This is a genomic window from Arthrobacter pityocampae (assembly GCF_002927275.1).
Taxonomy (GTDB): Bacteria; Actinomycetota; Actinomycetes; order Actinomycetales; family Micrococcaceae; genus Arthrobacter_D; species Arthrobacter_D pityocampae.
In genome coordinates this window covers 138,590-163,694 of record NZ_PRKW01000007.1, presented here as the reverse complement: position 1 = coordinate 163,694, position 25,105 = coordinate 138,590, and the positions used below count along the sequence as shown (strand labels likewise).

Below are 25,105 nucleotides of genomic sequence, written 5' to 3'. Positions count from 1 at the left end.
CGACGGCGGGTGTACGACAGCAGGTCTCCCCGGCGCGTGCCCGCGAGACGCCGGCGGACTTGAAACGGCAGGTCAGCCAATGACGGCACTCAGGTCTGCGTCCTCCGGCACGCGCCGAGGCGACGGCGGGCGTACGACGGCGGGCCTGCGTCCTCCGGCGCGTGCCCGCGAGACGACGGCGGCGCGCCGATCAGATGAGGCTTCGCGCTTCCGGCGTGAGTCCACACCGGCTGACTATGTGGATTACCGGGGGCGACTTCTCCTCCACATTCGCCACCCAGCCGCGATATTAGTACCTGTATTCGATAAAATTTGGGCATGACTTCCGCACCCGTTGAGCGCACGACCGCACCTGCGAGTCCTTTGGACACAGCACGTGCAGCGCTTCAGGAGTGCGCGCACGAAATGGGACTGGGCCAGCGGAGTCGGTCGCGGCGGGATGCTGTGAACCTCCTTCTGGGGATCGAACATGCAGCCAGAATGGTCGACCACCTGCAGATCCTGGCGGCTCGGCTGGCAGAGGACCATCACCTTGCCGGCGACGAGCAGCCCACGAGTGGTTCGCTTTTGGCGCGAGCGGAGCAGTCGGTTGCGGCGACTGCCCCCGTCGGGAGTGCCGCATCTGCCGCATCCACCGCGTCTGCCGTCGCCGGGACGTCGTCCGGTCCGGCCGGCAACGGGTTCAGGGACTGCGCCGACTTCCTCCGTGCCACCTTGGGCATCGGCCGGGCCGAGGCGAGACGACGGCTGAGCCTCGCCGACCTGGTCCTCCCTTACCTCTCGCCGACCGGCGCACCGGTCCCTCCGCGGCTCGCAACCCTGGGTGCCGCCGTGACCTCAGGCCGCGTGAGCGGAAGGGCCGCCACGGTAGTCGCTCAGGCGCTCCAGCGGGTGGACTCGTTCGCGACGCCACAGCAACTCACGTCGATGGAGCATCACCTGACCCGCCAGGCGATGGAAGCCGACGAAGACATCCTCCGGGTGCTGGCACGCCGCTGGGAGGGAGTCCTGGATCAGGACGGGCAGGAACCGACCGAAAAGGTGCTGCGCGCACGGCAAGGAGTCTTCCTCCGGGGTCGGCGTCATGGACTGCATCTCCTCGAGATCGGCGCGACGGACGAGCAGTTCGAGGTGCTCGCGACCGTCATGAACTCGACGGCGAATCCGCGCAGCACTGCGGGCCGGGCAGAAGCGGCTATGACCGGCCCGGGGACAGTGGACGCGTCCGGAATCTCGGGTGTTCGGGGCGCCGAGAGCACAGCGTCTGCTGATGGTACCGGCACAGGGACTGCCGACCACGGCACCGCTGGCGGGAACGTCGCTTTCGCAGATCCTCCTCCGTCAACGCGCGCACAAACCCTCCTCGACGGGCTCGTCGCTGCCTGCAGGATCGCTCTGAGTACGGCAGCGCTCCCCACGGCGGGCGGGCATCGTCCGCAGGTCATGGTGACCATCGACTACAAGGACCTCATGGGTGCCACCCAGCGGGCGGGGTATGCCGTTTTCTCCGGGCAGATGAGTGCAGGCAGTATCAGGAAGCTGGCGTGTGATGCCGACATCATCCCGTTGGTCCTGGGGAGCAGCGGGCAGGTTCTCGACGTCGGACGGGCGCAGAGGCTCTTCCCACCCCACCTCCGGCGAGCGCTCGTTGCCAGGGACAAGGGCTGCGCATTTCCTGACTGCTCCATTCCTGCCAGTTGGTGCGAAGCCCACCACCTGAAACCATGGTCGAGGGGCGGTGCGACGAGTATCGACAACGGCGTCCTGCTCTGTTCACGCCATCATCACGTCATTCATCAGGGGGCATGGACAGTTCAGTCACGGTATGGCGTTCCGTGGTTCACCGCACCGCGGGCACTTGGCCCTCCGGGGAACGCACGACGGAATAGGTACTGGCAGGCAGGGCGCATCGTCGATGAAACGCTGATCGAGGAAGTATTCGGGTCGAGCCCAGACGCTTTCGACGCCCCGAACGTCCCGGATGCCTTTAACCCCTCCGAGCACGATGCTGACGTTCTGGAACACAGCACAGGATGATCGGTCCATGTTGTCCGGTCTGTACGTCCGTCCAGTCCGTCTGAGATGTCGGGGCCGTACGGTGCGTTGGGCCTGTCCGATCCACCGGAAGGTTGTTGCCCGTCCGATTCGCCCGGCCTGCCCGATCCACCCGAAGGTTGTTGCCTGTCCGATTCGCCCGGCCTGTTTGATCCACCGGAAGATTGTTGCCGTGCGGTATGTACGGAACTGAGCGCCCAGAGCCTGCCCCCTAGCGGAACCGCTCATCACTCCAGAAGCAACACTCGCGTCACACACAGAAGGCGACGCCCCAACGGGGGCGCCGCCTTCACCTCACTTGGTCAGACTAGAGGGCGGCTTCGATAGCCTCTGCTACCGGCGTCTCACCGCTGTTGAACTGGATGGTTTTGTCCACCGTACCGAGGTTGCCGAGCACTACGGCTGCAACGAGTGCAACATCCTCACGGGCCACCGAGTCCTGCTGCGGCTCGGCCGACACCTCGATCATTCCGGTTCCCGGATCCGTTGTGAGCGCTCCGGGCTGGAGGATGGTCCAGGCGAGCTCCGAGTTGCGCAGGTGCTCGTCGGCCGCAGCCTTCGCCTCGGCATAGTGGAAGAACCCGTTGTCCTCGGGAACACCGTGATCCTTACGCGCCCCGAGGTAGGACACCATCACATAGCGACCCACCGACGCTTCCTGGGCGGCATCCATCGAACGGATCGCGGCATCCCGGTCCACGGCGTAGGTCGCCTCGGGGCTTGAACCACCCGCACCGGCCGACCAGACGACGGCGTCGTGGCCACGGAACACATCGGCCATCTGTGCCACCGACAGTTCGGACACGTCGGCGACCACGGGCGTCGCGCCTGCCTGCTCGACATCGCCAGCGTGGTCCTGGTTACGGAAGATCGAACTGACCTGATGCCCCTGGTTGGTGAGGATCTTCGTGAGGTGCAGGGCTACTTTTCCGTGCCCACCGATGATGGCTACGCGTGACATGGGAACTCCTTGTGTGACTGCTCGTCGGATGTCTTGTCTTCGACGCTAGACCTCCACGCCCGGACTGGCCACTTCCCCGCAGCTGTTCAGCCGCGAGCAGAGGCCTATTCCCAGGTACTGTGACCAATACTCGGAGCACCTCGGGACCCGGCGACACGTCCCGGTCGACACAGCGTCGCGCGCCGGCCCGAGGCGTCAGCAGCCGATGCGTCGGAGCGGGCCCGCCAACGTGTCCGGACTGAACCGGCGAGGAGTCGGCAACCGGTCCGCCCACGCATCAGGGACGGGCCGGCTGGAGCCGGTACTGCGCACCTCGATGCTCCTCGGGCAGACGGTCACCCTTGCCGAACAGCTTTTGGCGCAGTGTGCCCTCCGCGTACTCCGTCGGATACGCACCGCGCTTCTGCAGTTCCGGTACGACGAACTCGATGATGTCCTCGAAGGTCCCGGGCGTGATCGCATAGGCGAGATTGAAGCCGTCGACGTCGGTCTCCTCGACCCACGCCTGCAGTTCGTCGGCGACCTGCGCACCCGAGCCGACGAGGCGCGGCCCGAGCCCGCCGATGCCCGCCGACTCGGCGATGTCCCGCACCGTCCACGGCGAGCCGTCGTCGTTCACTTTCTGGAAGTTCGCGACGGCGGACTGGATGGCGTTGGACTTCACGTTGCCGAGCGGTTCGTCCGGGTCGTAGGCGGACAGGTCCACACCGAGCCACCCCGAGACGAGCACGAGGGCTCCCTCGTAACTGACGTACTGCTGGTAGTCGGCGTGTTTGGCCTGCGCCTTCTCCTCCGTCTCGTCCGTGATGATGGTGAGCAACGTATAGATCCGGACCGAGTAGCGGTCGCGACCCTCGGCTTCGACGGCATCCCGGATCCTGCTCACCACGTCCTTCAGCCTCTCCTTCGTGGGGGCTGCGACGAACACCGCCTCGGCGTTACCTGCTGCGAAGGCGATGCCACGGGAGGACGCCCCGGCCTGGTAGATGACCGGTGTCCGCTGGGGCGATGGCTCACTGAGGTGGATCCCCGGGACCGTGAAGTACGTGCCGTCGTGGTTGATGTCGTGGACCTTGGCCGGATCCGTGAAGACACCGGTCTCGCGGTCGCGGATCACGGCGTCGTCCTCCCACGACCCCTCGAGCAGCTTGTAGAGGACCTCGAGGTACTCGTCGGCGTGGTCGTAACGCGCATCGTGCTCGAGCTGGTCCTCGTGGCCCATGTTGCGTGCGGCGGAAGGCAGGTAGCCGGTCACCACGTTCCAGCCCACCCGACCCTGGGTGAGGTGGTCCAGCGTCGAGAGCCTGCGCGCGAAGGGATAGGGGTGCTCGTAGGCGGTGCCCGCGGTGACCCCGAAGCCGAGGTGTTCGGTGACCAGCGCCATGGCGGAGACGAGCAGGAACGGATCATTGACCGGGGTCTGGGTCCCCTGCCGCAGTGTGGCCTCGTTGGAACCGCCGTACACGTCGTACGTGCCGAGGACATCGGCGATGAACACGCCGTCGAACAGCCCCTTCTCCAAGGTCTTCGCCAGATCGGCCCAGTAACGCAGGTCCTTGTAGCGCCAGGACTGGTCCTCGGGGTGGCGCCACAGCCCGGGCGACTGGTGACCGACACAGTTCATGTCGAACGCGTTGAAGCGGATACGGCGCGGTGATGTGGGCATGAAGAATCCTCATGTCGGGGCACTGCCACGGCGGAAGCGCCATACTTGCCCGCACGGTCCGTGCCGGGCCGAATCCTCACCTGGGGCACCCCACTACAGCGAGAGGGTTGCCGTCCAACGAACCAGGGTTTGACGTTGGAGCTCTTGATTCTGGTTCCGAGAGTAGGCGCACCGGCACGCCGTCGTCCATCCGTGGCCGTCACAGGACGTCACGCGTTCAGCAGCTCCCCGGCGTTCGCGGAGTGCAAAAGACCCCGAACGCCCGACGGCGTCGGTCGGCTCCGAGCGCGCGCAGCAGCTACCGCAGGTAGGACGCGCCATTGACGTCCACGACGGTGCCGCTCACCCACAGCGGAGCATCCGTTGCGAGCCAGGAGACGGTCTGCGCCACCTCCTCCGGCGTCGCGACGCGGTCGAACGGGCTCTGGGCACGCACAGCGTCGCCGCCCGGACCGTCGAGCACGGTTCTGCCCATGTCGGTCTCGACGAAGCCCGGCGCGACGGCGGCAGCGAGGATCCCGTGCGGCGCGAGGGCGACGGCGAGGGACTGCGTCATGGCGTGCAGCGCCGCCTTGCTCGCCCCGTAGGCCGGCGTGACCGGCTCACCGCGATACGCACCGCGCGATCCGACACTGACGAGCCGCCCACCCGCCGGCCCCGCCGGTCGGTCCAGCAAGTGCCGGGCGACGAGCCACACCAGGTTCGCCGGCCCCAGCAGATTCACGTCGAGGGTGCGGCGCCAAACATCCTGCCAGTCGTCGAAAGACACGGCGTCGATGGGATGCGCCTCGAAGATCCCTGCGTTGTTCACCAGGACATCGACCCCGTCCAGCCCGACCACGGCCTCGCCGACGATGCGCCTGCACGCCTCGGGGTCACCCACATCCCCGACGACGGCCACATGCCCGTCGCCCGGGAGCGCATCCCGCACAGCAGCGGCGGCGGCCAGGTCACGGCCGGCATGGACGGCGATCCGGTGCCCTCGGCCGGCGAGGTCCCGGGCGATGGCTGCACCGATGCCCCTGCTCGCACCGGTCACCAAAATGTTGGAGGTCATGGATCAGACCGTACCTGCTGGGCAGCACCACGGCGGGGAAGCCCGATCCCGACAAGAAAAGCGACCACCGGACAACCCGGACCGGGGCTTTGACCCGGGCCGGCAACGGATGCGAGGGTGGCGGCATGAGCACCGACACCACCGGAGTCCAGATCAGCAACCACGCGGCCGAGAGCCGCTACGTGGCCACCCTCGACGGTCACCCTGTCGGCACCGCTGCCTACGAGCGGTCCGACGGATCGATCACCTTCACGCACACCGTCGTCGATCCGGGCGTCGAGGGACATGGCGTCGGAAGCACCCTCATTCGCTATGCGCTCGACGACGCCCGCGAGCAGCACCTCGCCGTCGTTCCGCAGTGCGAGTTCGTGGCCGCCTTAATCGAGGACCACCCCGAGTACAAAGCCCTGACCGCCTAGGCCGCTCCGCTGACCCCCTCGCGCAGCGCGGTGTCGATGAGTACCTCCGCGGCACGGCGCGCCTGACCTGCCGCCTCCGGGGAACCGGCGATCGCCGCCGTCGCCTGCGCGCCCTCGGCAAGGATCGACAGCTGCGGTGCCAGGTACGACGGCGCTCCCGCCGCCTCGGCCAGGTCCCCGACATAGTGCTGGAAGGACTCCTTGTGCTTCCGTGCGTAGTCGGCCACCTCCGGGCTCACGGCGCCGAGCTCGGCGAAGCTGTTGATGAAGCCGCAGCCGCGGAAGGAGTCCTCGCAGAACCACCGCGCGAGGTAGTCGAAGATCGCAAGAAGGCGGCCCCGTGGCGTGTCTGCTGTTCGGACCAAGGCATCGAGTCCCTCGGTCCAGGCTCGGTGCCGGTGTTCGAGGACAGCCAGGACGATCGCGCTCTTGGACGGGAACTCCTGATAGCACCTCTTGAGCGAGACACGCGCGGCTGCACGCAGTTCGTCCATCCCGACGGCCTGGAAACCCCGTGCGTTGTAGAGCTCGTCGGCAGTCTCCACGATGCGGTCGCGGACCTCTGAGCTGATCATCTCGCCATTCTACTTGTCTTGAGAACGAACGTTCTCTATATTTGCCCCCGAGAGAGAACGAACGTTCTCTCCGCTCGAGACAAGGACCACGAATATGAGCTTCATCAAGGTCGGCACCGAGAACAGCACGGACATCGAGCTCTACTACGAGGACCACGGCGCGGGTCAGCCCGTCGTCCTCATCCACGGTTATCCCCTCGACGGCGGTTCGTGGGAGAAGCAGACCGCCGCTCTCCTCACCGCTGGCTACCGCGTCATCACCTATGACCGCCGCGGCTTCGGCAAGTCCAGCAAACCGACGACGGGCTACGACTACGACACCTTCGCCGCGGATCTGAACACGGTCCTCGAGACCCTCGATCTCAACGACGCCGTGCTCGTCGGCTTCTCCATGGGAACCGGCGAAGTGGGCCGCTACATCGGCACCTACGGGGAGGCGCGCGTGGCGAAGGCCGTGTTCCTCGCCTCCCTCGAGCCGTTCCTGCTCCAGACCGACGACAACCCCGCCGGCGTCCCCGCCTCGGTGTTCGACGGCATCCGGAGCGCCGCCATCGAGGACCGGTACGCCTGGTTCACGAACTTCTACAACGACTTCTTCAACACGGACAACTTCCTCGGCAACCGCCTCAGCGAGGAAGCACTCCGCAACGCCTGGAATGTCGCCTCGAGAGCCTCCTGGTACGCATCGTTCGCCGTCGTCGATTCCTGGCTGACCGATTTCCGGCACGACGTCGACAAGGTCACCGTCCCCGCCCTGATCGTGCACGGCACCGACGACCGCATCCTCCCGATCGACTCCACCGGACGCGAGTTCACCAAGCGACTCCCGTCGGCCGAGTACGTCGAGATCGAGGACGCACCGCACGGCATGCTCTGGACGCACGGTGCCGAGATCAACGAGATCCTGCTCCGGTTCCTCTCGAAGTAGACCGCGAGATAACCCGGGAACGACGGCGGGGCGCCGACAGGACCGGCGTCCCGCCGCCGTACCGTCCGGACGCCGTGTACCAACGGGAGCACGGACGAGCCAATCACGGCGCGAGTGATAGATACCGGCGTCCATGACGGGATGTCACGCCCGGCCTCGACACGGGCAACGGCAGCACCACCGGGCTCTCGCCAGTCAGGCACGGCCCTTCAGGATGAGGTTCCAGTAGACCTTCGGCAACACGAACCGCTCCACTACATACGTCAGCCGCCGTTCGCGAGCCAGATTGTCCCAGCCCGGAACGGTGGGCATCGGAGCGTACTTGTCGTCGAACTCCGAGAAGACCACGGTGTTGTGGCTGACCACGAACGGGCAGGCCGAGTAGTGGTTGTACTTCGCGGTGGGCTTCTTCCCCTTGCGCACGGCCCGCAGGTTCTTCGCGAGGACCGCCGTCTGCATGCGCAGTGCCGCACCGGACTTCGAGTTGAGCGTCGACGCAGCATCACCCAGCGACCAGATGCTCAGGAAGCGCGGATGCCGGAGGATCACGGGATCGACCTCGACGAAGCCCGCGCGATTGCCGGGTGCCGGCAGGTCCGTGGACTTCAGCCATTCGGGGGCTGACTGGGGCGGCACGGCGTGGAGGACGTCGTAGCTCAGGGTCTCTGAGGCCCCGCTGACGCTGTTGGCCAGCTCGACCGTCCGGTTCTCGGGATCGACGGACGCGAGTTCCGTGCTGTACCGGACCTCGATGCCGTACTCCTCGATCTTCCGATCAAGTTCCTCGTCGATGATGTCCATCCCAAAGATGGTGGGCGTGGACACGACGAGAACCACCCGGATGTCCTTGAGCACGCCCTGGCGCTGCCAGTGGTCGCAGGCGAGGTACATGGGCTTCTGCGCTGCGCCGTCACACGATGCCGGGCCGGGCGGCTGCGTGAAGACGACGGTGCCCCGGGTGAGATCGCGGAACAGCTTCCAGGCCTTGGGCGCGAGCTCGTACTCGTAGTTCGATGCACCGTGCGGCCCTTCCATCGCCTCCTTGAGGCCGGGAACGGCGGCCCAGTCGTTCTGGATCCCGGGGCAGACCACCAGGTGGTCGTAGGTGACGGCACTGCCGGATTCGAGCAACACCGTGTTGGTACCGGTACTGACATCCGTGGCCTTGTCCTGGATCCACGTGACCCCCTTCGGCATGACCTCCGCCTGCAGGCGCACGGCCTCGAAGGCGTCGGCCGTCCCGCCGGCGATATGCGAGAACAGCGGCTGGTAGAGGTGCCGGCTCCGCGGCTCGACCAGGGCGACATCCTTGAACCGGTACCGACGCAGCCGTCCGGCCAGGGAGACACCGGCGTTGCCACCACCGATGATCAGCACCTCGTGATGGCGCTTCTCGCCGGCGGCCGGACGGACGGGGATAGTACGGCCGGACGGTGCGGTGCTCGTGCTCGTTCTCCTGCTGAAACGGATGACAGCTACCTCTTCTGTGTCGCCCTGCGCGGCCTGTCTCCCGACAGTACCTCCCGGCACCGACCTCCGTAAGGACTCGTTCCCCTCGGCGCACGACAGCGCAGCCTGGAGCCGTGCACGACAACGACCGTGCGCGACGCCGCAGCTTCAGTCCCGTGCGAGCCGCCGCAGCTCGATCCCTCGCGCGACGCCGCAGGTTCAGCCCCGCCCGCGGGCGACGCCGAAGCGTCGGTCCCGTTGCGCGACGCCGCAGCTTCAGCCCCACCCGCGCGACGCCGCGGCTTCAGTCCCGCTGCGCGACGCTTAAGGTTCAGTCCCGTGCGTAGCGCCGGACGAACGCCCCGAGGATGGCCGCGGGATACTCAACGGCAGAGGCCCGTGCCCGGGCGATGTAGTCGTCGGCCTCCTCCGGCGGGAAGTACCCCGCGTGACGATAGGTCCTGATGCGGCCGACCAACGCGTCGACGTCGAGCTCGGGGTGGAACTGGGTGGCGTACACGTTCTCGCGGACGCGGAACATCTGCACCGGGCAGGTGGCCGACGACGCCAGCAGCACCGCCGACGACGGCAGCGTGGCACACGCCTCCTTGTGCCCCACATAGGCGGAGAACGACGACGGCAGCCCGGCAAGGAGCGGGTCGGCCAGTCCGTCGTCGGTCAGGGTGATGTCGATAGCACCGATCGGCTCGGCGTACGTGCCGTCGATGACGGCGCCCTGATGCCGGCCGAGGGTGCCGACGCCGTAGCATGCACCGAAGAACGGGAAGTCCTCGGCGACCACCGTGTCGAGCAGCCCGCCGAGCTCGCTCTCGACCCGCACCTGCACAGCGCTCTTCGCTTCCTCCGGGTCGGAGGAATTGAAGGGGCTGCCGCCGAGGAAAATCCCCGAGTAGTCCGCGAGATCGAGCTCGGGCAGGGATTCGGCCTCGAGGCGGACCCGCCGCAGCTGGCCCTCCGCGAGACCCCCGAAGGCCAGGAAACTCTGAAATTCGGCATCGGCTGCGTAGTCGTCGACGCGCGTGGCCAGGAGCAGGAACGGTTTCACTCCTCGATGCTACTGGGGTGGCAAGGCAAGCCGATCCTCCGTAGCCGGGCGACGGAGCCGGTGCTTTACTGCTTCCATGACGGATATGCCGGTCCAGCGCAGCGAACCCCACGACAGCAGCGTGGCGGGACGCCTCAACTGGCTACGCGCAGCGGTCCTCGGAGCGAACGACGGCATCGTGTCCACCGCCGCGACCGTCATCGGCGTCGCCGGCGTGACGAACGCCGTCGCGCCCATCCTGGTGGCGGGAACTGCCGCCGTGGTCGGCGGATCGGTGTCGATGGCACTGGGTGAGTACGTCTCCGTGAGCAGCCAGAAGGACAGCCAGGAAGCCCTGATCGAGAAGGAACGCCGGGAGCTCGCGGAGGATCCCGACGGCGAACTCGCCGAGCTTGCCGGCCTCTACGAACAGAAGGGGCTCTCTCCCGAGACGGCCCGCAAGGTCGCTGCCGAACTGACCGAGCACGACGTTCTCGCCGCCCATCTGTCCGCGGAACTGAACATCGACGAGCTGGAGGTCGCCAATCCGTGGCATGCGGCGTTCGCATCAGCGGCGTCCTTCGCGGCCGGTGCTGTCCTCCCCCTGCTCGCGATCCTCCTCCCGCCGGCCGAACTCCGGATCCCCATCACCTTCATCGCGGTCCTCGTCGCCCTGGCGATCACGGGGGCTATCAGCGCCCAGGTGGGCGGGAGCTCACGACGGCGAGCGACGATCCGCCTCGTGGTCGGCGGGGCGCTCGCCATGGCCGTCACCTTTCTGGTGGGATCCCTGCTGGGCACCACCGGCATCGCGTAGACGCCCCGCTGTGGCGATCCGGAAAATGCCTCGCCGTGCCGAACCAGGTCGGCGCGCCACGCCGACCTGGTGTGCCGCTCACTGAACCAGCAGCGCCTCGCTGGGCCGAGCCAGCGGTCGTCCCGGCCGGATCGACCCGGTGCGTGACTCGCGGAACCAGCAGCGCCTCCGCACAGCGACCCGGTGAGTGACTCAGCTCAACCGGGTCGGCGGTCGTCCCGGCCTGATCGACCCGGTGAGTGACTCGCTGACTCCGGTCAGCGGTCGTTCCGACCGGACGGACTCCGGTCAGCAACCCGGCCGGACGGACCCGGTCAGCGCCTCGCCCGACCGATCTGGCGATCAGCGCCCGCATGGTCCTTGAGATCCGTGTCCAGCTCGGAGAGTTCCGTCAGCGCGTCCAGTTCGGACAACCCGGTTAGCTCCCGGGCCGACAGCTCGGAGAGCTCCCTCGTCGCACGGTCCACGTCGGCCCTGCGGATCTCCACCGAGCCGGCACTGTGCCGGCCACGCGAGGGCTGGACAGCGACGACGTCGGACCCGCCCCCCGTGAGAGGCTCACCGGCGTCGGTTCGGTCCGGAGCGACGCCGCTCTGCGCATCGGCAGTCGTGGCCGACGTACCGGCAGTGGTCGGCTGCGCGTCAGCACTGGTCGGCCCAGCCGACGATCCGGGCTGCGTACCGATCTGCGAGCCGGACGCACCGGCAACCGGTTGCACCGCACCAGCGACCGACGGCGTCGTCCCGGTGGCGGCCGGCGACATGGATGCCGCCGGACCGGCCGGCGCTGCCTGGGCGAAGTCGACCGTCCGGCGCAGCGGGGTCTCCCTGATGAACAGGACACAGACGAGCCCGATGACCGCGATGACCGCCGTGATCAGGAAGATCAGGGCCGTACTGTCGCCGTAGGCCGCCCTCACGATGTCGGCGATGGGCGCCGGCAGATCGACGAGGTCGAGCGAACCGCCCGCCGCACCACCACTGACCGGAATGCCCGCCGCGGCGAGGCCCTCGGTGGTCTTGTTCTCCACCTGCGTCCCGAGGATGGCACCCAGGACGGCGACACCGGCCGCTCCGCCCATGGAACGAAAGAAGGCGACGGACGCACTGGCGGTCCCGATGTCCTTGACCGCCACGGTGTTCTGGACCGCGAGGACGAGGTTCTGCAGCAGGAGGCCGAGGCCCAGGCCGAAGACGAAGGTGTAGATGCCCACGAGCCACAGTTCGGTCAGGTGGTCGATGGTCCCGGCAAGGCCGAGCCCCGCGATGAGGAAGAGGGAACCGGCAATCAGGAAGCGCTTCCACTTGCCGAACCGGGTCACGAGGAGCCCGGCACCGATCGAGCCGATGAGGTTGCCGGCGATCATCGGCATGGTGAGCAGCCCGGCCTCGGTGGGCGTGGCCCCGCGTGCCACCTGGTAGTACTGCCCGAGGTAGCTCGAGCTGGCGAACATGGCGATGCCGACGGTGATCGAGGCGATGATGGCCAGGGCGGTGGTGCGCTCGGAGATGATCTTCAGCGGGATGACCGGCTCGGACACCTTCGACTCCACGACGAGGAGGAGCGCGAGCAGGATGACACTGCCGCCGACCATGAGGGCACTCTCATGGGAGAACCACTCGTAGTAGTCCTCCTTGCCGGCGAAGGAGACCCAGATTAGGAGCAGGCTGACGCCGGCCGTCAGCAGGATGGACCCGAGCCAGTCGATCTTCGCCTTTCGGCGCGTATCGGGGAGTTTCAGGGTGAGCTGCAGCAGTACCAGCGCGATGATCGCGAGCGGCACACAGACGAAGAACGTCCAGCGCCAGCCGAGGGGCGAGTCCACGATGAAGCCACCGAGGAGCGGTCCGCCCGCCGTCGCCACGGCCATGACGCCGCCCATGTAGCCGGAGTACCGGCCGCGCTCGCGGGGAGCGATGATGGTGCCGATGATCGCCTGCGCCAGGGCGGTCAGGCCACCCATCGCGACGCCCTGGATGACGCGGGCCGTGAGCAGCAGCGGGATGGTATGGGCGAACCCTGCCAGGACCGAGCCGGCCACGAAGATCACGATGCTGAGCTGCACCAGGACCTTCTTGTCGAACAGGTCGGCGAACTTGCCCCAGATGGGGGTGGTCGCCGCATTGGCCAGCAGCGCGGCCGTGATGACCCACGCGAAGTCGGTCTGCGACCCGTTGAGGTCGCTCATGATGGTGGGCAGCGCGTTCGCGACGATCGTACTGCTGAGGATCGCCGTGAAGAGGCCGGCGAGCAGACCCGTCAGGGCCTGCAGGATCTGCTTGTGGCTCATGGGTTCGCTGGTCTTGTGGTGGTGCGGCGGCGGGGCGGGTTGCCGCTCGGAGGTTCCGACTGCCGTCGTCGTGGGAGGGGTGGCCATCAGTGTTCTTCCTTCAGGGTCGTGGACGCGGGGTCCAGGTGGTGACGGCCGTCGTTGCCCGTGGTGTCCGATGCTGTGCGTGCTGTTCCGGAGAGCGCTACGTGGTCCGTGTGGAGCCCCGCAGACCACAGCGCGGTCGTGAGGTGCTGCACGGAGAGGGACGCCGCCGCGGCCTGGTGCTCCGTCCAGTCGGACAGGATCTCCCGCAGGGTCTCGGCCCTGCGTTCGTACGTCTCGGCGAGGCACTCCCGGCCCTGCGGTGACAGCGAGAGCAGGCACGCCCGCCCGTCCAGCGGATCCGGGGTGCGGAGCACGAAACCGTCCTGCTCGAGGTCGGCGAGCTGCCGGCTCAGGGCGGACGGACCGATGCCGAGCCGCGCCGCGAGCGTGGAGGCCCGCAGCGGCCCACCCTCCCCGATGAAGAAGAGGACGCCCGTGTGTGCCGGGCCCAGCTCCGAATACTTCATGCTCGCCGCAGTGACCGCCCGCAGCGCACGCTGCAGGTCGAAGATGTTGTGCACCAGTTCTGCAGCGGTGGACTGCCCTACGGACATGGAGAACTCCCGGCTCATATACTTCGTTGCTCTAAGTAACCTTACGCCCATCGTTTTGTTAGGTCAACTAACCAACCCGGGTTCCACCGTCGTCCATCGCATAAACACGCCCCTCCGCGTCAAACCGCACAGGGACGAGCACCGGAGGCTTGCGGCTGCACCCCCTGTCCTGCTAGGCCTGAGGTATCAGGGCGGGTAGACCACCTGTCGAGAAGTGCCCGCAGCTGGGCCACGAAGGAGGACGTCCGCGATGACGCGCAATGAACCCCGTGTGAAAGAAGTCGACGAGAAGGACATCGAGGTCTCGAACAAGCCCAAGGAGTGGGCAGCGGGCATCCCCGGTGTCTACAACTCCATGAAGCCCGCCATCGAGCACATGGGTGTGAAGCGCACCCTCCAGACCGTCCTCAAGATGAACCACAAGGACGGCTTCGACTGCCCGAGCTGCGCCTGGCCCGATCCCGCCAAGCGCAAGACCTTCGAGTTCTGCGAGAACGGCGCGAAGGCCGTCACCTGGGAAGCGGCACCCGTCACGATCTCCTCGGACTTCTGGGCCGAACATTCGACCACCGAACTCCGCGAGCGCTCCGAGTACTGGCTGGGCATGCAGGGACGCCTCGTGGAGCCCGTGTACAAGCCGGCCGGCGAGGACCATTACCGTCCCGTCAGCTGGGACGAAGCCTTCGAGATCGTCGGCAACAAGCTCAAGAGCCTCGACTCCCCCGACGACGCCGCGTTCTACACGAGCGGTCGCACCTCCAACGAGGCCGCGTTCCTGTACCAGCTCTTCGCCCGCGGCTTCGGGACCAACAACCTGCCCGACTGCTCCAACATGTGCCATGAGTCCTCCGGCTGGGCCATGGGGCAGACCATCGGCATCGGCAAGGCGACGGTCACCTTCGACGACTACGCCGACGCCGACCTCATCATCGTGATGGGCCAGAACCCGGGCACCAACCACCCCCGCATGCTCACCGAACTGGAAGCCTGCAAGGAGACCGGCGGCCAGATCGTCGCCGTGAACCCGCTACCCGAGGCCGGCCTGAAGCGCTACAAGAACCCCCAGAAGGTCAAGGGCGTCGCGGGCAAGGGCACCGAGATCGCCGACCAGTTCCTCCAGATCCGGCTCGGCGGCGACATGGCCCTCCTGCAGGCCGTGTCCAAGCGCGTGTTCGAGGCCGAGGCGAAGAATCCCGGCACGGTGCTCGATCACGCCTTCCTCGAGGAACACTGCGAGGGTCTCGACGAACTCCGTGACTACCTGATGACGGTCGACGACGCCACCGTCGTCGAGGCGACAGGCCTCAAGATCGAGCAGATCGACGAACTGGCCGCGCGCTACCTCGCCGCCGACAAGGTGATCATCACCTGGGCGATGGGCATCACGCAGCAGAAGAAGGGCGTCGCCACGATCAAGGAGATCATCAACCTCCTGCTGCTCCGCGGCAACATCGGCAAGCCCGGTGCGGGCGCCTCCCCCATCCGCGGCCACAGCAACGTCCAGGGCGACCGCACCATGGGCATCTGGGAGCAGATGCCCCAGAGCTTCATGGACGCCCTCGGCAAGGAGTTCAACTTCGAGCCGCCCCAGGAACACGGCGTCGACGCCGTCGAGTCCATCCGGCGCATGCGTGACGGCCAGGTGAAGGTCCTCGTGGCGCTCGGCGGGAACCTCGTCTCGGCGATCTCCGACACGCAGGTGGCGGAGAAGGCCTTCCAGAACACCGACATGACGGTGCAGATCTCCATCAAGCTGAACCGCTCCCACCTCATCACCGGCGAGGAGGCGCTCATCCTCCCCTGCAAGGGCCGCACCGAGATCGACCGCCAGGCCACGGGTGAGCAGTTCGTCTCCGTCGAGGACACCGTATGCGCCGTCCACCCCTCCTGGGGCAGCGTCGAACCCGTCTCCGACAACCTGCTGTCCGAACCGGCGATCATCAGCCGGCTCGCCCGCGCCACGATCGACGGCAGGATCGACGCAGACTGGGAGGGGTTCGAGAAGGACTACGACCTCATCCGCGAGCACATCGCCAAGGTGGTCGAGGGCTGCGAGGACTACAACCAGAAGATCCGCCGGAAGGGCGGCTTCATCATGGCGAACGGCCCGCGCGACTCACGGACGTTCAACACACCCACAGGGAAGGCCGTCCTCACCGTCAACGACCTCGAGTACCTCACGCGCCCCGAGGGCACGTTGATCCTGCAGTCGCTGCGGTCCCACGACCAGTGGAACACGACCATCTACGGCCACAACGACCGCTACCGGGGCATCAAGAAGGGCCGCCACGTGGTGTTCATCAACCCAGAGGACATCACGGACCTGGGGCTGGAGGACGGGCAGAACGTGGACATCCATGGCGTGTACGACGACGGCGTGCAGCGCGTGCTCCGCGCCTTCCGCGTGGTCTCGTACCCGACCGCGCGCGGCTGCGCCGCCGCGTACTACCCGGAGGCCAACGTACTGGTGCCCCTCGACGAGGTCGCGGAGGGCAGCAACACCCCGACGTCGAAGCAGATCATCGTCCGCTTCGAGAAGAGCACCCACACCGCACCGGAGGCGTACGACTCCGTCGCCACCGTCCAGGCCTCTGACGCCGAGCCGGACGGCTTCCCGACCAACGGGACGACGCCGGCGAAGAAGGCAGAAGCGGCGAACGCCTGACGGCAGCCGATCGGAACGACCACGAAGGGCACGGCGGATACCCGCCGTGCCCTTCGTGCGACCGGGTGACCACTGCCCGTCCGGGCGGCCCTGCTCTTCGGGGGCTCGCCGCCGTCCGGGCGGCCCTGCCCTTGGGCGTCCCGCCGTGCCGGGACCATCGACCCTGTTCGGACCGCTCCCGCCCTCCTAGCCTGATGCCTACGTGCGATGGAGCCGCCCTCGGGCACTCCCGCTCCGAGGTACCCATCGGGTGATGCAAGGAGATCGGTCATGAATGTTCTGGAAGGCATCTGAGATTTCGTCTGGTTCTTTTTCTGGACCTTCGCGTTCGTGGCATACCTGATGGTCCTGTTCTCGATCATCGGCGACCTGTTCCGCGATCACGAGCTGGGCGGCTTCGCGAAGGCGGTCTGGCTGATCTTCCTCCTGTTCCTCCCCTTCATCACGGCACTCGTCTACGTGATCGTGCGTGGGAAGGGCATGAGCGAGCGGCAGCTGAAGTCGATCGAACGCCAGCAGGAGTACGAGACGCAGCGCATCCGCTCGATCGCCGGCTCCAGCTCGAGCTCCGCCGACGAGATCAGCAAGGCGGCGTCCCTCTACCAGAGCGGAACGATCACGGCAGAGGAATACGAGTCGCTGAAGGAGAAGGCCCTCCACTAGCCCCACGACGACCAGGCACACCGCACCACACGCCGGGCGACCGGCGCGCCTCTCACACCCCGATGCTCAGGAGGACCAGCAGTGACCACCACAGACATGCCGGCAGTGGACAGCGACGAGGCGATCGTCGCCCCGATCGACTTCGTCCTTCTCGAATTCTCGGCCGAGCGACTCACCGGCGACGCCGCCCCCGCGCTCATGGACCTCGTGGAACGGGGAGTGATCCGCCTCTTCGATCTCCTCATCCTCAGCAAGGCGGAGGACGGGACGGTCGACGTCGTCGAATTCGCCGACCCCCTCTCCGAGCAGGGCGGGTTCTCGACCTTCGCCGGGGCGTCCTCCGGGATCCTCGACCAGGACGACATCCGCCAGGCGACCGACGCCATGACCCCCGGCACGGTGGCGGCCCTCATCGTCTACGAGAACACGTGGGCCGCACGCTTCGTGGCCGCGGTCCGCGCCAGTGGTGGCGAGCTGATCGCCAGCGCACGGATACCCGCCACCGACATCATCGATGCGCTCGATGCGCTCGACAAGACCGACTGAGGAGAACACGACATGCCAGGTCTACTACGCGGGGTAGCCCGCACCGCCGTCGTCGCCGGCACCGCCACCGCCGTGAGCGGGCGGGTCCAGCGTCGGCAGGCCGCCAAGTTCGCCGACCGCGATGCGCAGACCGCAGCCGACCGCAGCCGGGCCTACGAGCAGGACCGGGCCGAGCAGGAGCCGGCCTACGCGGCCGAGCCTCCCGCCGCGCAGGAGCCGCAGCCGGACCTCGTCACCCAGCTCAGGGAACTCGCGTCGCTGAAGGAGGACGGCATCCTCACCGAGGAGGAGTTCGCCACGCAGAAGGCCAAGCTCCTCGCGTGATGGCCCGGCGGGCACGCTGACCCAGCAGGGCTGACGGTCGCGGCATGCTCGCCGTCCGGTTTCGCTCGGCAGGCTCGCACGCGCCTCCGTCGGCGTCCGCCTACGCTCTGTCCGCGGAACTCAGTGGATGATCACCTTGAGTCCGATCATCGCCAGGCCGAAGAGCGCCGTCGTCAGGGCGCCGAGGATGCGAATCGGCACCGGGGCCCGCCGCCTGGCAAAAGCGAGATAGCCGAGCAACGCGAGGGCGGCGACCTCCGCCCACAGCGCGAACCACATGGCATTCTCGTCGTCGATGACGCGGGTGGCCCCCAGCAGGAGGATGCTCGCCGGGATCGCCGCCCCGATGACGAGACCGGAGGATCGCTGTACCGACGCGCGGAACGCCATGCCCAGCTCCATGCGGTGATGTGGACCCACGTTCAGGTGTGCGAGCGTCCCGGCATAGATGTGAGCAACGAAGAACACCACCACCGTTCCCGTCACGATCCAAAAGACTGCCCAACTGCTGTCGCCGTGCCTGCCGGCTGTGACGATGATGCCGGCGACGAGGATCAGGGCGTAGATGGACTCCTCGGACACGAATCCCGCATCAACCCTCGAACTGTCCTTTTCAACCGGTTCTGACTCAGTCATGGCGAAAGGATACGCCGCGGCGATCATCACGGGCCCGTACTGTGGACGCCGAACCGCTCCGAAGGCCCGCGACTCCCCCGGCCGCCACCCCGCTCGGATCGGCAGCCACTGCCGGGGTGAGCTGCACAAAGCACCGGGTCCTCGAGGTCGCGGCCGACCGCTGCGTGGATAGACTGCTCCGGTCGTGACGAGAACAGGGAGGAGCAGACGCCGTGGAGAAGCAGCCGGACACAGAGCAGGCCGGGCAGCAGTGCGTGCCACCGATCGAACAGCGCCTCCGGCAGCGCCGCGTCCTCCGCGTCCTCGTCATGGCACAGGTCCTCGGCGGACTCGGGGCCGGCGCCACGCTCTCTCTCGGTGCACTGCTCGCGGCGGAGACCTCGGGATCGAGCGCCTGGTCCGGGATGGCCGCCACCATGGCCACCCTGGGCGCTGCCGCTGCGGCCGTGCCCCTCGCGGCGCTCGCCCAGCGCCGCGGACGGCGGGTGTCCCTGGCCACGGGCGCCGTCGTCTCCGGTGTCGGCGCACTGCTGGCGATCGCCGCGGCATCGCTCTCCGCGTTCCCGCTGCTGCTCCTCGCGCTGATGCTCCTCGGCGTGGGATCCGCGACCGGGCTGCAGGCCCGCTTCGCGGCCACCGACCTCGCTACCGAGTCGACGCGTGGGCGGAGTCTCGCGCTCGTGGTGTGGTCGACCACCATCGGCGCAGTGCTCGGGCCGAATCTCTTCGAACCGGGCGCGGCCGTCGCGCTGGTACTCGGCATCCCGCCGCTCAGCGGCGGCTTCGTCTTCTCCGCTGCAGCGCAGGCCGGCGCCGCGGCCGTGTACGCACTGGGCCTCAGGCCTGATCCGCTCCTGACGGCCCTCGCCGAGCAAGAGGCCGCCCGGCCTGCCGGCAGTGCGCCGCCGGAGCGCCGGCGCGGCCTGCGGGTCCTGGCCGAGAACCCCACGGCCCGCTTCGCCGTCGTGATCATCGCGGTGAGCCACGCCGCCATGGTCTCGCTCATGTCCATGACCCCGGTGCACCTCCACGACCACGGGGCTGGGCTGTCCGTCGTCGGGCTGACGATCAGCCTGCACGTGGCCGGCATGTACGCGCTGTCCCCCGTGTTCGGCTGGATCGCGGACCGCTTCGGGAAGACGCAGGGCATCCTCTGCGGGCAGGTCCTCCTGCTCCTGGCCCTCGTCACCGCGTGGCGCGGTGCGGAGTCCGAGGCGTGGGTGACCACGAGCCTCGTGCTGCTCGGCCTCGGCTGGTCGGCCTGCGTCGTCTCGGCGTCGGCACTCCTCGCCGGCTCGGTGGGAGCAGCGGAGCGGGCACCCGTCCAGGGCACGTCCGACCTCGTGATGAACGGTGCGGGGGCAGTGGGTGGAGCCCTTGCGGGCCCCGCCCTGGTGATGCTGGGCTACGCGGGCCTCGGGCTGGCCGCCGCGGCGGTGGTCGCCGTCGTCGTGGCCTGGACGCTCACCCGCCTCGCTTCCCTGCGGCGCAGCGAGCCCGCGCCGGCGTGACGCTCTACTGGGCGGTGCCCGTCCAGCCCTTCTGCTCCTCGGTCTGCTCGTCCTTCTCGATAATGGTCAGGACGGTCTTCACGGCCTTCTCGATGGCGGCGTCGGTCTCGGCGCGCCCCCTGGTGGTGACGGTCCCTGCGGCGTAGCCGACCATGAAGGCACTGATCACGCCGGCGTCCGCGCTCAGCAGGTGGGAGGTCCGGGCGGCGAGCTCCACGATCCTGGCGTGATCCAGTTCGAGGTCGAGGACCTGGAGGGCCTGGCCGAGAGTGCGGCTCCAGTCGTTCAGGGTGCGCTCTGCGTCGTCGGGCGTTGCCATCGTGTCTCCTCGCGTCGGGGCGTCATTGCCACCGACGGGATCGGCAGCGCCTACCAAGCTCTACCACCGGGGCGCCCCTCGTTCAACGCCGACACCGTGATCACGCGCATTCCTTGACTTCGTCCGGCTCCAAGGATGTACTTCTCGGGTAGGTGGTGACACGATTCACCACTCGTCTCGTTCAGGACCACCTCGACGGAGAGGAACCGCCCGCATGACCATCCCCCACCCCACGAGGCCGGGCCGCACGCGCCTGGCCGCGGCCCTCGGAGCCACCGTGCTCCTGGCCACCAGCACCGGCGTCGCCGCGATCGCCGCACCGGCAGAGACGACGCCGGTGAACACGAAGAAGGCTCCCGCCGTGTCGGCCCCCGACTTCGGGCCCAACGTGACCATCTTCGACCCGAGCATGCCCGTCAGCGAGATCCAGGCTGCGGTCGACGCCGTCAACGCACGGCAGATCGACAACGAGATGGGCACCGAACGTGAAGCCCTCCTCTTCCTGCCCGGCACGTACGGCACGGACGCCGAACCCCTGCAGTTCAAGGTCGGCTACTACACGGAGGTCGCCGGCCTCGGCGCGTCCCCCTCGGACGTGACCATCAACGGCAAGATCGAGGTCTACAACCGCTGCCTCGAGGACAACGGCACCAGCAACTGCATCGCCCTCAACAACTTCTGGCGCACGCTCTCGAACCTCACCCTTGAGGTCAACGGTGCAGGCCAGGACGGCTGCCGCGCGACCGCGAACTTCTGGGCCGTCTCGCAGGCCGTCTCGCTCCGGCGCGTCGACGTCACCGGCGGCACGCTCTCGCTGATGGACTACTGCACCGCGGGCCCCCAGTACGCGAGCGGCGGCTACCTCGCCGATTCCAAGGCCGGCGACATCGTCAACGGATCGCAGCAGCAGTGGTTCACCCGCAACGCGGAGATCGGCAGCTGGTCCAACGGCGTCTGGAACGCCGTCTTCTCCGGCACCGAGGGCGCACCGACGGACGAGTCCTTCCCCACGCCCCCGTACACCACCCTCGACCGGACCCTGGTCAGCCGCGAGAAGCCCTACCTCTTCGCTGACGCCTCCGGCGCCTACAGCGTCCACGTGCCCGCCGCGCAGACCGAGTCCCGCGGCATCTCCTGGGGGGACGGCCTGACCGCCGGCCGCACCATCCCCCTGTCCGAGTTCTTCGTGGCACGACCGGGCGACTCCGTCCAGGCCATCAACAACGCACTCGCCCGCGGCAAGCACCTCCTCCTCACCCCGGGGGTCTACGACATCGGCCAGACCATCGCGGTGAAGCGCGCCGACACGGTGGTCCTCGGCCTCGGTCACGCGACCCTCACGGCCGTGAACGGGGCGACGCCGATGCGCGTCGCGGACGTGCCCGGCGTCGTCATCGCCGGCGTCACAATCGACGGCGGCACCGTGAACTCCCCCGTCCTGCTGCAGGTGGGCACGAAGAACGGCAACAACGGGGCCAGGCACAGCGATCCCGCGAACCCGACGACGCTCAGCGACGTCTACTTCCGGATCGGCGGCCCGCACGTGGGCAAGGCTGACGTCAGCCTCGAGATCAACAGCGACAACGTGCTGATCGACCACACCTGGGTGTGGCGCGCGGACCACGGCAACGAGGGAACATTCGGCTGGGACGTCAGCACCGGGCGGAACGGTGTGATCGTCAACGGCGACGACGTCACCGCGACGGGCCTCTTCGTGGAGCACTACCAGGAGTACAACGTCATCTGGAACGGGGAGAGGGGCCGCACGGTCTTCTTCCAGAACGAGCTGCCCTACGACCCGCCCAACCAGGCCGCCTGGCAGCACGACGGCGTCCTCGGCTGGGCCGGTTACAAGGTGGCCGACGACGTCAAGACGCACACCCTGTGGGGCGGCGGCTCGTACGTCTTCACGAACGTGGATCCGAGCATCCACGCCACCCGCGGCTTCGAGGTGCCGGAGACCCCCGGCGTGGTGCTCAACCACCTCCTGACCGTGAACCTCGGCGCGGGCACGATCGACCACGTCGTGAACAACACCGGCGCTCCCGTGAGCAACGACAACACCGGGACGCCGAGCTACGTGGAGCGGTACCCCGCCGCTCCGTAGCGGACCGGCAGGGAACGCGCAGTAGACCAGCAGGGACGGGAAGGGTCGGGGCGAGAGCTCCGGCCCTTCGCGCGTCCGGACACCGGGATCGGCGATCGCTTGCGCCCGACGCCCGCCTCGCCGGGGCACCCGCATCGGGTTCGCCGACACGGCCGCGCCCGACGCCTGTCCGGCAGTGCACCTGCGTCGCGTTGCCGACCTGGGTGCAGCCGCACTCGGTTGAGCATCGATCGGCCTGCCAGGGAATGCAGCTATCCCGACTCCCGCTCCACCAGCCGCAGCCCGGGACCGGGAGGCGACGGCTTCTCCTCCGACCCGTCGAGATCCGCCAGGACGAGGGCCGCAAGATACCGGGCCTGCACCTCGATGGACTGCGCGACCGTCGTGAGCGCAGGCGCCGCCAGCGCCGCCGCGGGGACGTCGTCGACCCCCACCACCCTGATATCGCCGGGGCAGGACAGTTCTTCGGCCCGCAGACCGGCGAGGACGGCGAGCGCGACGTCGTCGTTGTAGGCGGTGACGCCGGTGACGCCCTGGTCCCGCCAGCCGCGGACGGCGGTCGCGGCCGGGACATCCAGCGCGACCGGATGCACGACGGGCTCCGACAAGCCGAGATCCACGCAGGCACGCTGCACCCCGAGGAGGCGGTCCCGCGCGAAGTCCTCGAGCCGGCGGTCCGTGGGCCACGCGTACCCGAGGCGTCGGGCACCGCCTGCGGCGAGGTGCCGGGCCTGCAGGTCACCGATCGCGAGCTGGGTCTCCGACGGTCCGTCCTCGTCCGGTCGATGGTCCTCACCGAGGGTCCCGAGCACCTGGATACCGGCCTGCCGCATCATGAGGAGGTCCTCGTCGGCGAAGGGGGCGAAGCCGATCACCGCACGCGGCGTCACGGCACGCCAGAGGTCGGCGAGCGGGCGGGTCCGCCGCCCGTGATGCACGAGGACGGACAGTCCACGGCCGGACAGTTCGTCGGCGAGTTCGTCCAGCAGCGTCTCCATCACGGGTCCCACGGGCCAGTCGGGCAGGATGCACAGCACCAGGTCGCTGCGGCCGGTGCGCAGGGCACGGGCAGCGGCCGACGGCGCGTAGCCGAGCCGCACTGCGGTCTCCCGCACCCGGCGCCGGGTCTCCTCGGAGATGGTGACGCCCTCGCGTCCGGTCAGGACGTAACTGACGGTCGTCCGGGAGACGCCGCTCTCACGGGCCACATCAGCGCTGGTGATCCCGGCCACCGCTCCCCCTTCCCGTCCCCGACTCCTGCCTGCCAGTGTAGGCGGGGCCCGGCCCGGTGCCGGGGGCGTCTTCCCCGACGGTGCCGGCGAACCCTCCCCGCCTCGCGTCGGGGGACCCGGGACCCACCGCCGGGCGCCCGCTGCCCGCGCGCACCGCCCGCGGCGTCGTCCCGCACCACCGGCGGACACAGCGCGTGAGCGCGGACTGTTCGGACAGCCCCACCAACCCGGCGACCTGCTGCAGCGGCAGATCGGTGCGGGTGAGCAGCCGCAGCGCCGCGTCACGGCGGGCGTCGTCGAGCAGGGATCCGAAGGACGTGCCCTCCGCTGCGAGCCTGCGCTGGAGTGTCCGCGCATGCATGCCGAGGAGCCGCGCGGCGGAGTCGATGCGCGGCGGCGAAGTGCCCAGCATGCGGTCGATCGTGGTGCGGACCTGCGGCGCGACCACCCGCCCCGGCTCGGGGAAGTGGCTGTGCAGGTACTCCAGGGCGATCTCGCGCAGCGTACCGTCCACGTCGGCGAGCGGACGGTCGAGCAGGCTCCTCGGCACGCGCAGCAAGGACGCGGCCTGGCCGAACCGCACCTCGGCCCCGAAGAACTCCGTGTACCGGGCGGCGGGCGCCTTCGGCAGGTGCGAGAGATGGACCGAGTGGAGGCTGTAGGGCCCGTCCACCAGGAACCGGATCATGCGGTGCGAGAACGCGAGGATGGCGTCGACGGCCTGCCGCGGCAGCACGCCCTCGGCGGATCCGTAGCAGAGCCCGACGTCGCCGGGTCGCCCCTCCGGGTCCGCGACGATGGTGAACCTCAGCACCGGGCTGTGGAGGAACAGGAACTGGGAGGCACACTCCAGGGCGGCGCCGACGGTCGGGGAGTTCTGGATGGCCACCGCGAGGGGCCCGAGGATGCCGATGTCCTGGTACTCCGAGATGCGCAGGCCGAGATCCGGGCACGGGAGGTCGCGGGCGGCTCCTTCGAGCAGCTTCGCCATGGCGATGTCCGAGACGAGGACGTCGTCGCTGTCGATCGCCTCCAGCGGCATGCGGTACTGCGCTGCCAGCGCCGCCGGGTCGCCCCCGAACTGCTCGACGACGTCGCGGAAGCCGCGCATGCCCGCGGATCGGATGACAGAGCCCATGTCGTTCAAGGGTAAATAGCTGTCGCACCAAGTCAAGTCAGCTGAGCGGTCGGCGTGAAG

Annotated in this window: 22 protein-coding genes and 1 riboswitch; of the genes, 10 read left to right on the top strand and 12 right to left on the bottom strand. The window is 68.3% G+C overall.

The features are described 5' to 3' along the window. Window positions 1–444: 444 nt before the first annotated feature. On the top strand, window positions 445–2,037 hold the full coding sequence (locus tag C4K88_RS16170) for an HNH endonuclease signature motif containing protein (RefSeq protein WP_167399075.1): 1,593 nt from the start codon (window positions 445–447) through the stop codon (window positions 2,035–2,037). A 325-nt stretch (window positions 2,038–2,362) separates the two neighbouring features. On the opposite strand, the gene C4K88_RS16165 is transcribed toward C4K88_RS16170, so the two are convergent. From C4K88_RS16165 to C4K88_RS16155, 3 genes are all read right to left on the bottom strand, one after another. Continuing rightward, complete coding sequence (locus tag C4K88_RS16165) at window positions 2,363–3,016, bottom strand: SDR family oxidoreductase (protein WP_104122688.1); 654 nt, start codon at window positions 3,014–3,016, stop codon at window positions 2,363–2,365. Window positions 3,017–3,293: 277 nt separating this feature from the next. Beyond that, entirely contained in the window at window positions 3,294–4,682 is a 1,389-nt protein-coding gene (locus C4K88_RS16160) for an LLM class flavin-dependent oxidoreductase (RefSeq protein ID WP_104122687.1), read from the bottom strand. Between the two features lie 36 nt (window positions 4,683–4,718). Further along, window positions 4,719–4,832: riboswitch (SAM riboswitch) on the bottom strand. Window positions 4,833–4,980: 148 nt separating this feature from the next. Next, window positions 4,981–5,739, bottom strand: coding sequence for an SDR family NAD(P)-dependent oxidoreductase (locus C4K88_RS16155; RefSeq protein ID WP_104122686.1), 759 nt, complete (start codon window positions 5,737–5,739; stop codon window positions 4,981–4,983). 125 nt (window positions 5,740–5,864) lie between these two features. On the opposite strand from C4K88_RS16155, the gene C4K88_RS16150 reads away from it, so the two are divergent. Beyond that, the gene (locus tag C4K88_RS16150) at window positions 5,865–6,158 is read left to right on the top strand and encodes a GNAT family N-acetyltransferase (RefSeq protein WP_104122685.1); all 294 of its coding nucleotides are present in this window, start codon (window positions 5,865–5,867) and stop codon (window positions 6,156–6,158) included. On the opposite strand, the gene C4K88_RS16145 is transcribed toward C4K88_RS16150, so the two are convergent. After that, a complete protein-coding gene (locus C4K88_RS16145; protein WP_104122684.1) occupies window positions 6,155–6,733 on the bottom strand; it encodes a TetR/AcrR family transcriptional regulator in 579 nt (192 codons plus the stop codon). The two genes, C4K88_RS16150 and C4K88_RS16145, sit on opposite strands and share 4 nt — an antisense overlap. A 94-nt stretch (window positions 6,734–6,827) precedes the next feature. On the opposite strand from C4K88_RS16145, the gene C4K88_RS16140 reads away from it, so the two are divergent. Next, a complete protein-coding gene (locus C4K88_RS16140) occupies window positions 6,828–7,661 on the top strand; it encodes an alpha/beta fold hydrolase (RefSeq protein WP_104122683.1) in 834 nt (277 codons plus the stop codon). A gap of 195 nt (window positions 7,662–7,856) precedes the next feature. On the opposite strand, the gene C4K88_RS16135 is transcribed toward C4K88_RS16140, so the two are convergent. Both C4K88_RS16135 and C4K88_RS16130 read right to left on the bottom strand, forming a co-directional pair. Next, a complete protein-coding gene (locus tag C4K88_RS16135; protein WP_241522018.1) occupies window positions 7,857–9,038 on the bottom strand; it encodes an NAD(P)/FAD-dependent oxidoreductase in 1,182 nt (393 codons plus the stop codon). Window positions 9,039–9,441: 403 nt separating this feature from the next. Further along, window positions 9,442–10,176 carry a glutamine amidotransferase gene (locus C4K88_RS16130; RefSeq protein WP_104122682.1) on the bottom strand — a complete coding sequence of 245 codons (735 nt, stop codon included), beginning with the start codon at window positions 10,174–10,176 and terminating at the stop codon, window positions 9,442–9,444. 76 nt (window positions 10,177–10,252) lie between these two features. Here C4K88_RS16130 and C4K88_RS16125 point away from each other — a divergent pair, with 76 nt between their 5' ends. Continuing rightward, window positions 10,253–10,972, top strand: a complete 720-nt coding sequence (locus C4K88_RS16125) for a VIT1/CCC1 transporter family protein (RefSeq protein WP_104122681.1) — start codon at window positions 10,253–10,255, stop codon at window positions 10,970–10,972. A gap of 314 nt (window positions 10,973–11,286) precedes the next feature. Here C4K88_RS16125 and C4K88_RS16120 read toward each other — a convergent pair whose 3' ends face one another. Together C4K88_RS16120 and C4K88_RS16115 are read right to left on the bottom strand one after the other, a co-directional pair. Continuing rightward, window positions 11,287–13,350, bottom strand: coding sequence for an MFS transporter (locus C4K88_RS16120; protein ID WP_438502360.1), 2,064 nt, complete (start codon window positions 13,348–13,350; stop codon window positions 11,287–11,289). Next, complete coding sequence (locus tag C4K88_RS16115) at window positions 13,350–13,904, bottom strand: MarR family winged helix-turn-helix transcriptional regulator (protein WP_167399074.1); 555 nt, start codon at window positions 13,902–13,904, stop codon at window positions 13,350–13,352. The genes C4K88_RS16120 and C4K88_RS16115 overlap by 1 nt, the downstream gene beginning before the upstream one ends. 250 nt (window positions 13,905–14,154) lie before the next feature. Here C4K88_RS16115 and C4K88_RS16110 point away from each other — a divergent pair, with 250 nt between their 5' ends. The 4 genes from C4K88_RS16110 (at window position 14,155) to C4K88_RS16095 (ending at window position 18,102) form a co-directional block, all read left to right on the top strand. Next, entirely contained in the window at window positions 14,155–16,569 is a 2,415-nt protein-coding gene (locus C4K88_RS16110) for an FdhF/YdeP family oxidoreductase (RefSeq protein WP_104122679.1), read from the top strand. A 330-nt stretch (window positions 16,570–16,899) separates the two neighbouring features. Next, entirely contained in the window at window positions 16,900–17,232 is a 333-nt protein-coding gene (locus tag C4K88_RS16105; protein WP_306418630.1) for a PLD nuclease N-terminal domain-containing protein, read from the top strand. An 81-nt stretch (window positions 17,233–17,313) separates the two neighbouring features. Next, window positions 17,314–17,778: a DUF6325 family protein gene (locus tag C4K88_RS16100; protein WP_241522017.1), complete on the top strand. Its 465-nt coding sequence runs from the start codon at window positions 17,314–17,316 to the stop codon at window positions 17,776–17,778. A 12-nt stretch (window positions 17,779–17,790) separates the two neighbouring features. Next, entirely contained in the window at window positions 17,791–18,102 is a 312-nt protein-coding gene (locus tag C4K88_RS16095) for an SHOCT domain-containing protein (RefSeq protein ID WP_104122678.1), read from the top strand. Window positions 18,103–18,222: 120 nt separating this feature from the next. Here the strand turns inward: C4K88_RS16095 and C4K88_RS16090 are convergent, their stop codons facing one another. Then, on the bottom strand, window positions 18,223–18,768 hold the full coding sequence (locus C4K88_RS16090) for a hypothetical protein (RefSeq protein ID WP_146065720.1): 546 nt from the start codon (window positions 18,766–18,768) through the stop codon (window positions 18,223–18,225). A gap of 182 nt (window positions 18,769–18,950) precedes the next feature. On the opposite strand from C4K88_RS16090, the gene C4K88_RS16085 reads away from it, so the two are divergent. Beyond that, window positions 18,951–20,249 (top strand): MFS transporter, encoded by a 1,299-nt coding sequence (locus C4K88_RS16085; RefSeq protein ID WP_241522016.1) that lies wholly within the window; start codon window positions 18,951–18,953, stop codon window positions 20,247–20,249. 4 nt (window positions 20,250–20,253) lie between these two features. Here C4K88_RS16085 and C4K88_RS16080 read toward each other — a convergent pair whose 3' ends face one another. Beyond that, complete coding sequence (locus C4K88_RS16080; RefSeq protein WP_104122676.1) at window positions 20,254–20,568, bottom strand: DUF6457 domain-containing protein; 315 nt, start codon at window positions 20,566–20,568, stop codon at window positions 20,254–20,256. A 214-nt stretch (window positions 20,569–20,782) separates the two neighbouring features. On the opposite strand from C4K88_RS16080, the gene C4K88_RS16075 reads away from it, so the two are divergent. After that, complete coding sequence (locus tag C4K88_RS16075; protein WP_104122675.1) at window positions 20,783–22,675, top strand: pectate lyase-like domain-containing protein; 1,893 nt, start codon at window positions 20,783–20,785, stop codon at window positions 22,673–22,675. Between the two features lie 251 nt (window positions 22,676–22,926). Here C4K88_RS16075 and C4K88_RS16070 read toward each other — a convergent pair whose 3' ends face one another. Next, window positions 22,927–23,907 (bottom strand): LacI family DNA-binding transcriptional regulator, encoded by a 981-nt coding sequence (locus C4K88_RS16070; RefSeq protein WP_104122674.1) that lies wholly within the window; start codon window positions 23,905–23,907, stop codon window positions 22,927–22,929. Then, the gene (locus C4K88_RS16065) at window positions 23,885–25,045 is read right to left on the bottom strand and encodes an AraC family transcriptional regulator (protein ID WP_104122673.1); all 1,161 of its coding nucleotides are present in this window, start codon (window positions 25,043–25,045) and stop codon (window positions 23,885–23,887) included. Before C4K88_RS16065 ends, C4K88_RS16070 begins: the two co-directional genes overlap by 23 nt. Window positions 25,046–25,105 lie beyond the last annotated feature (60 nt).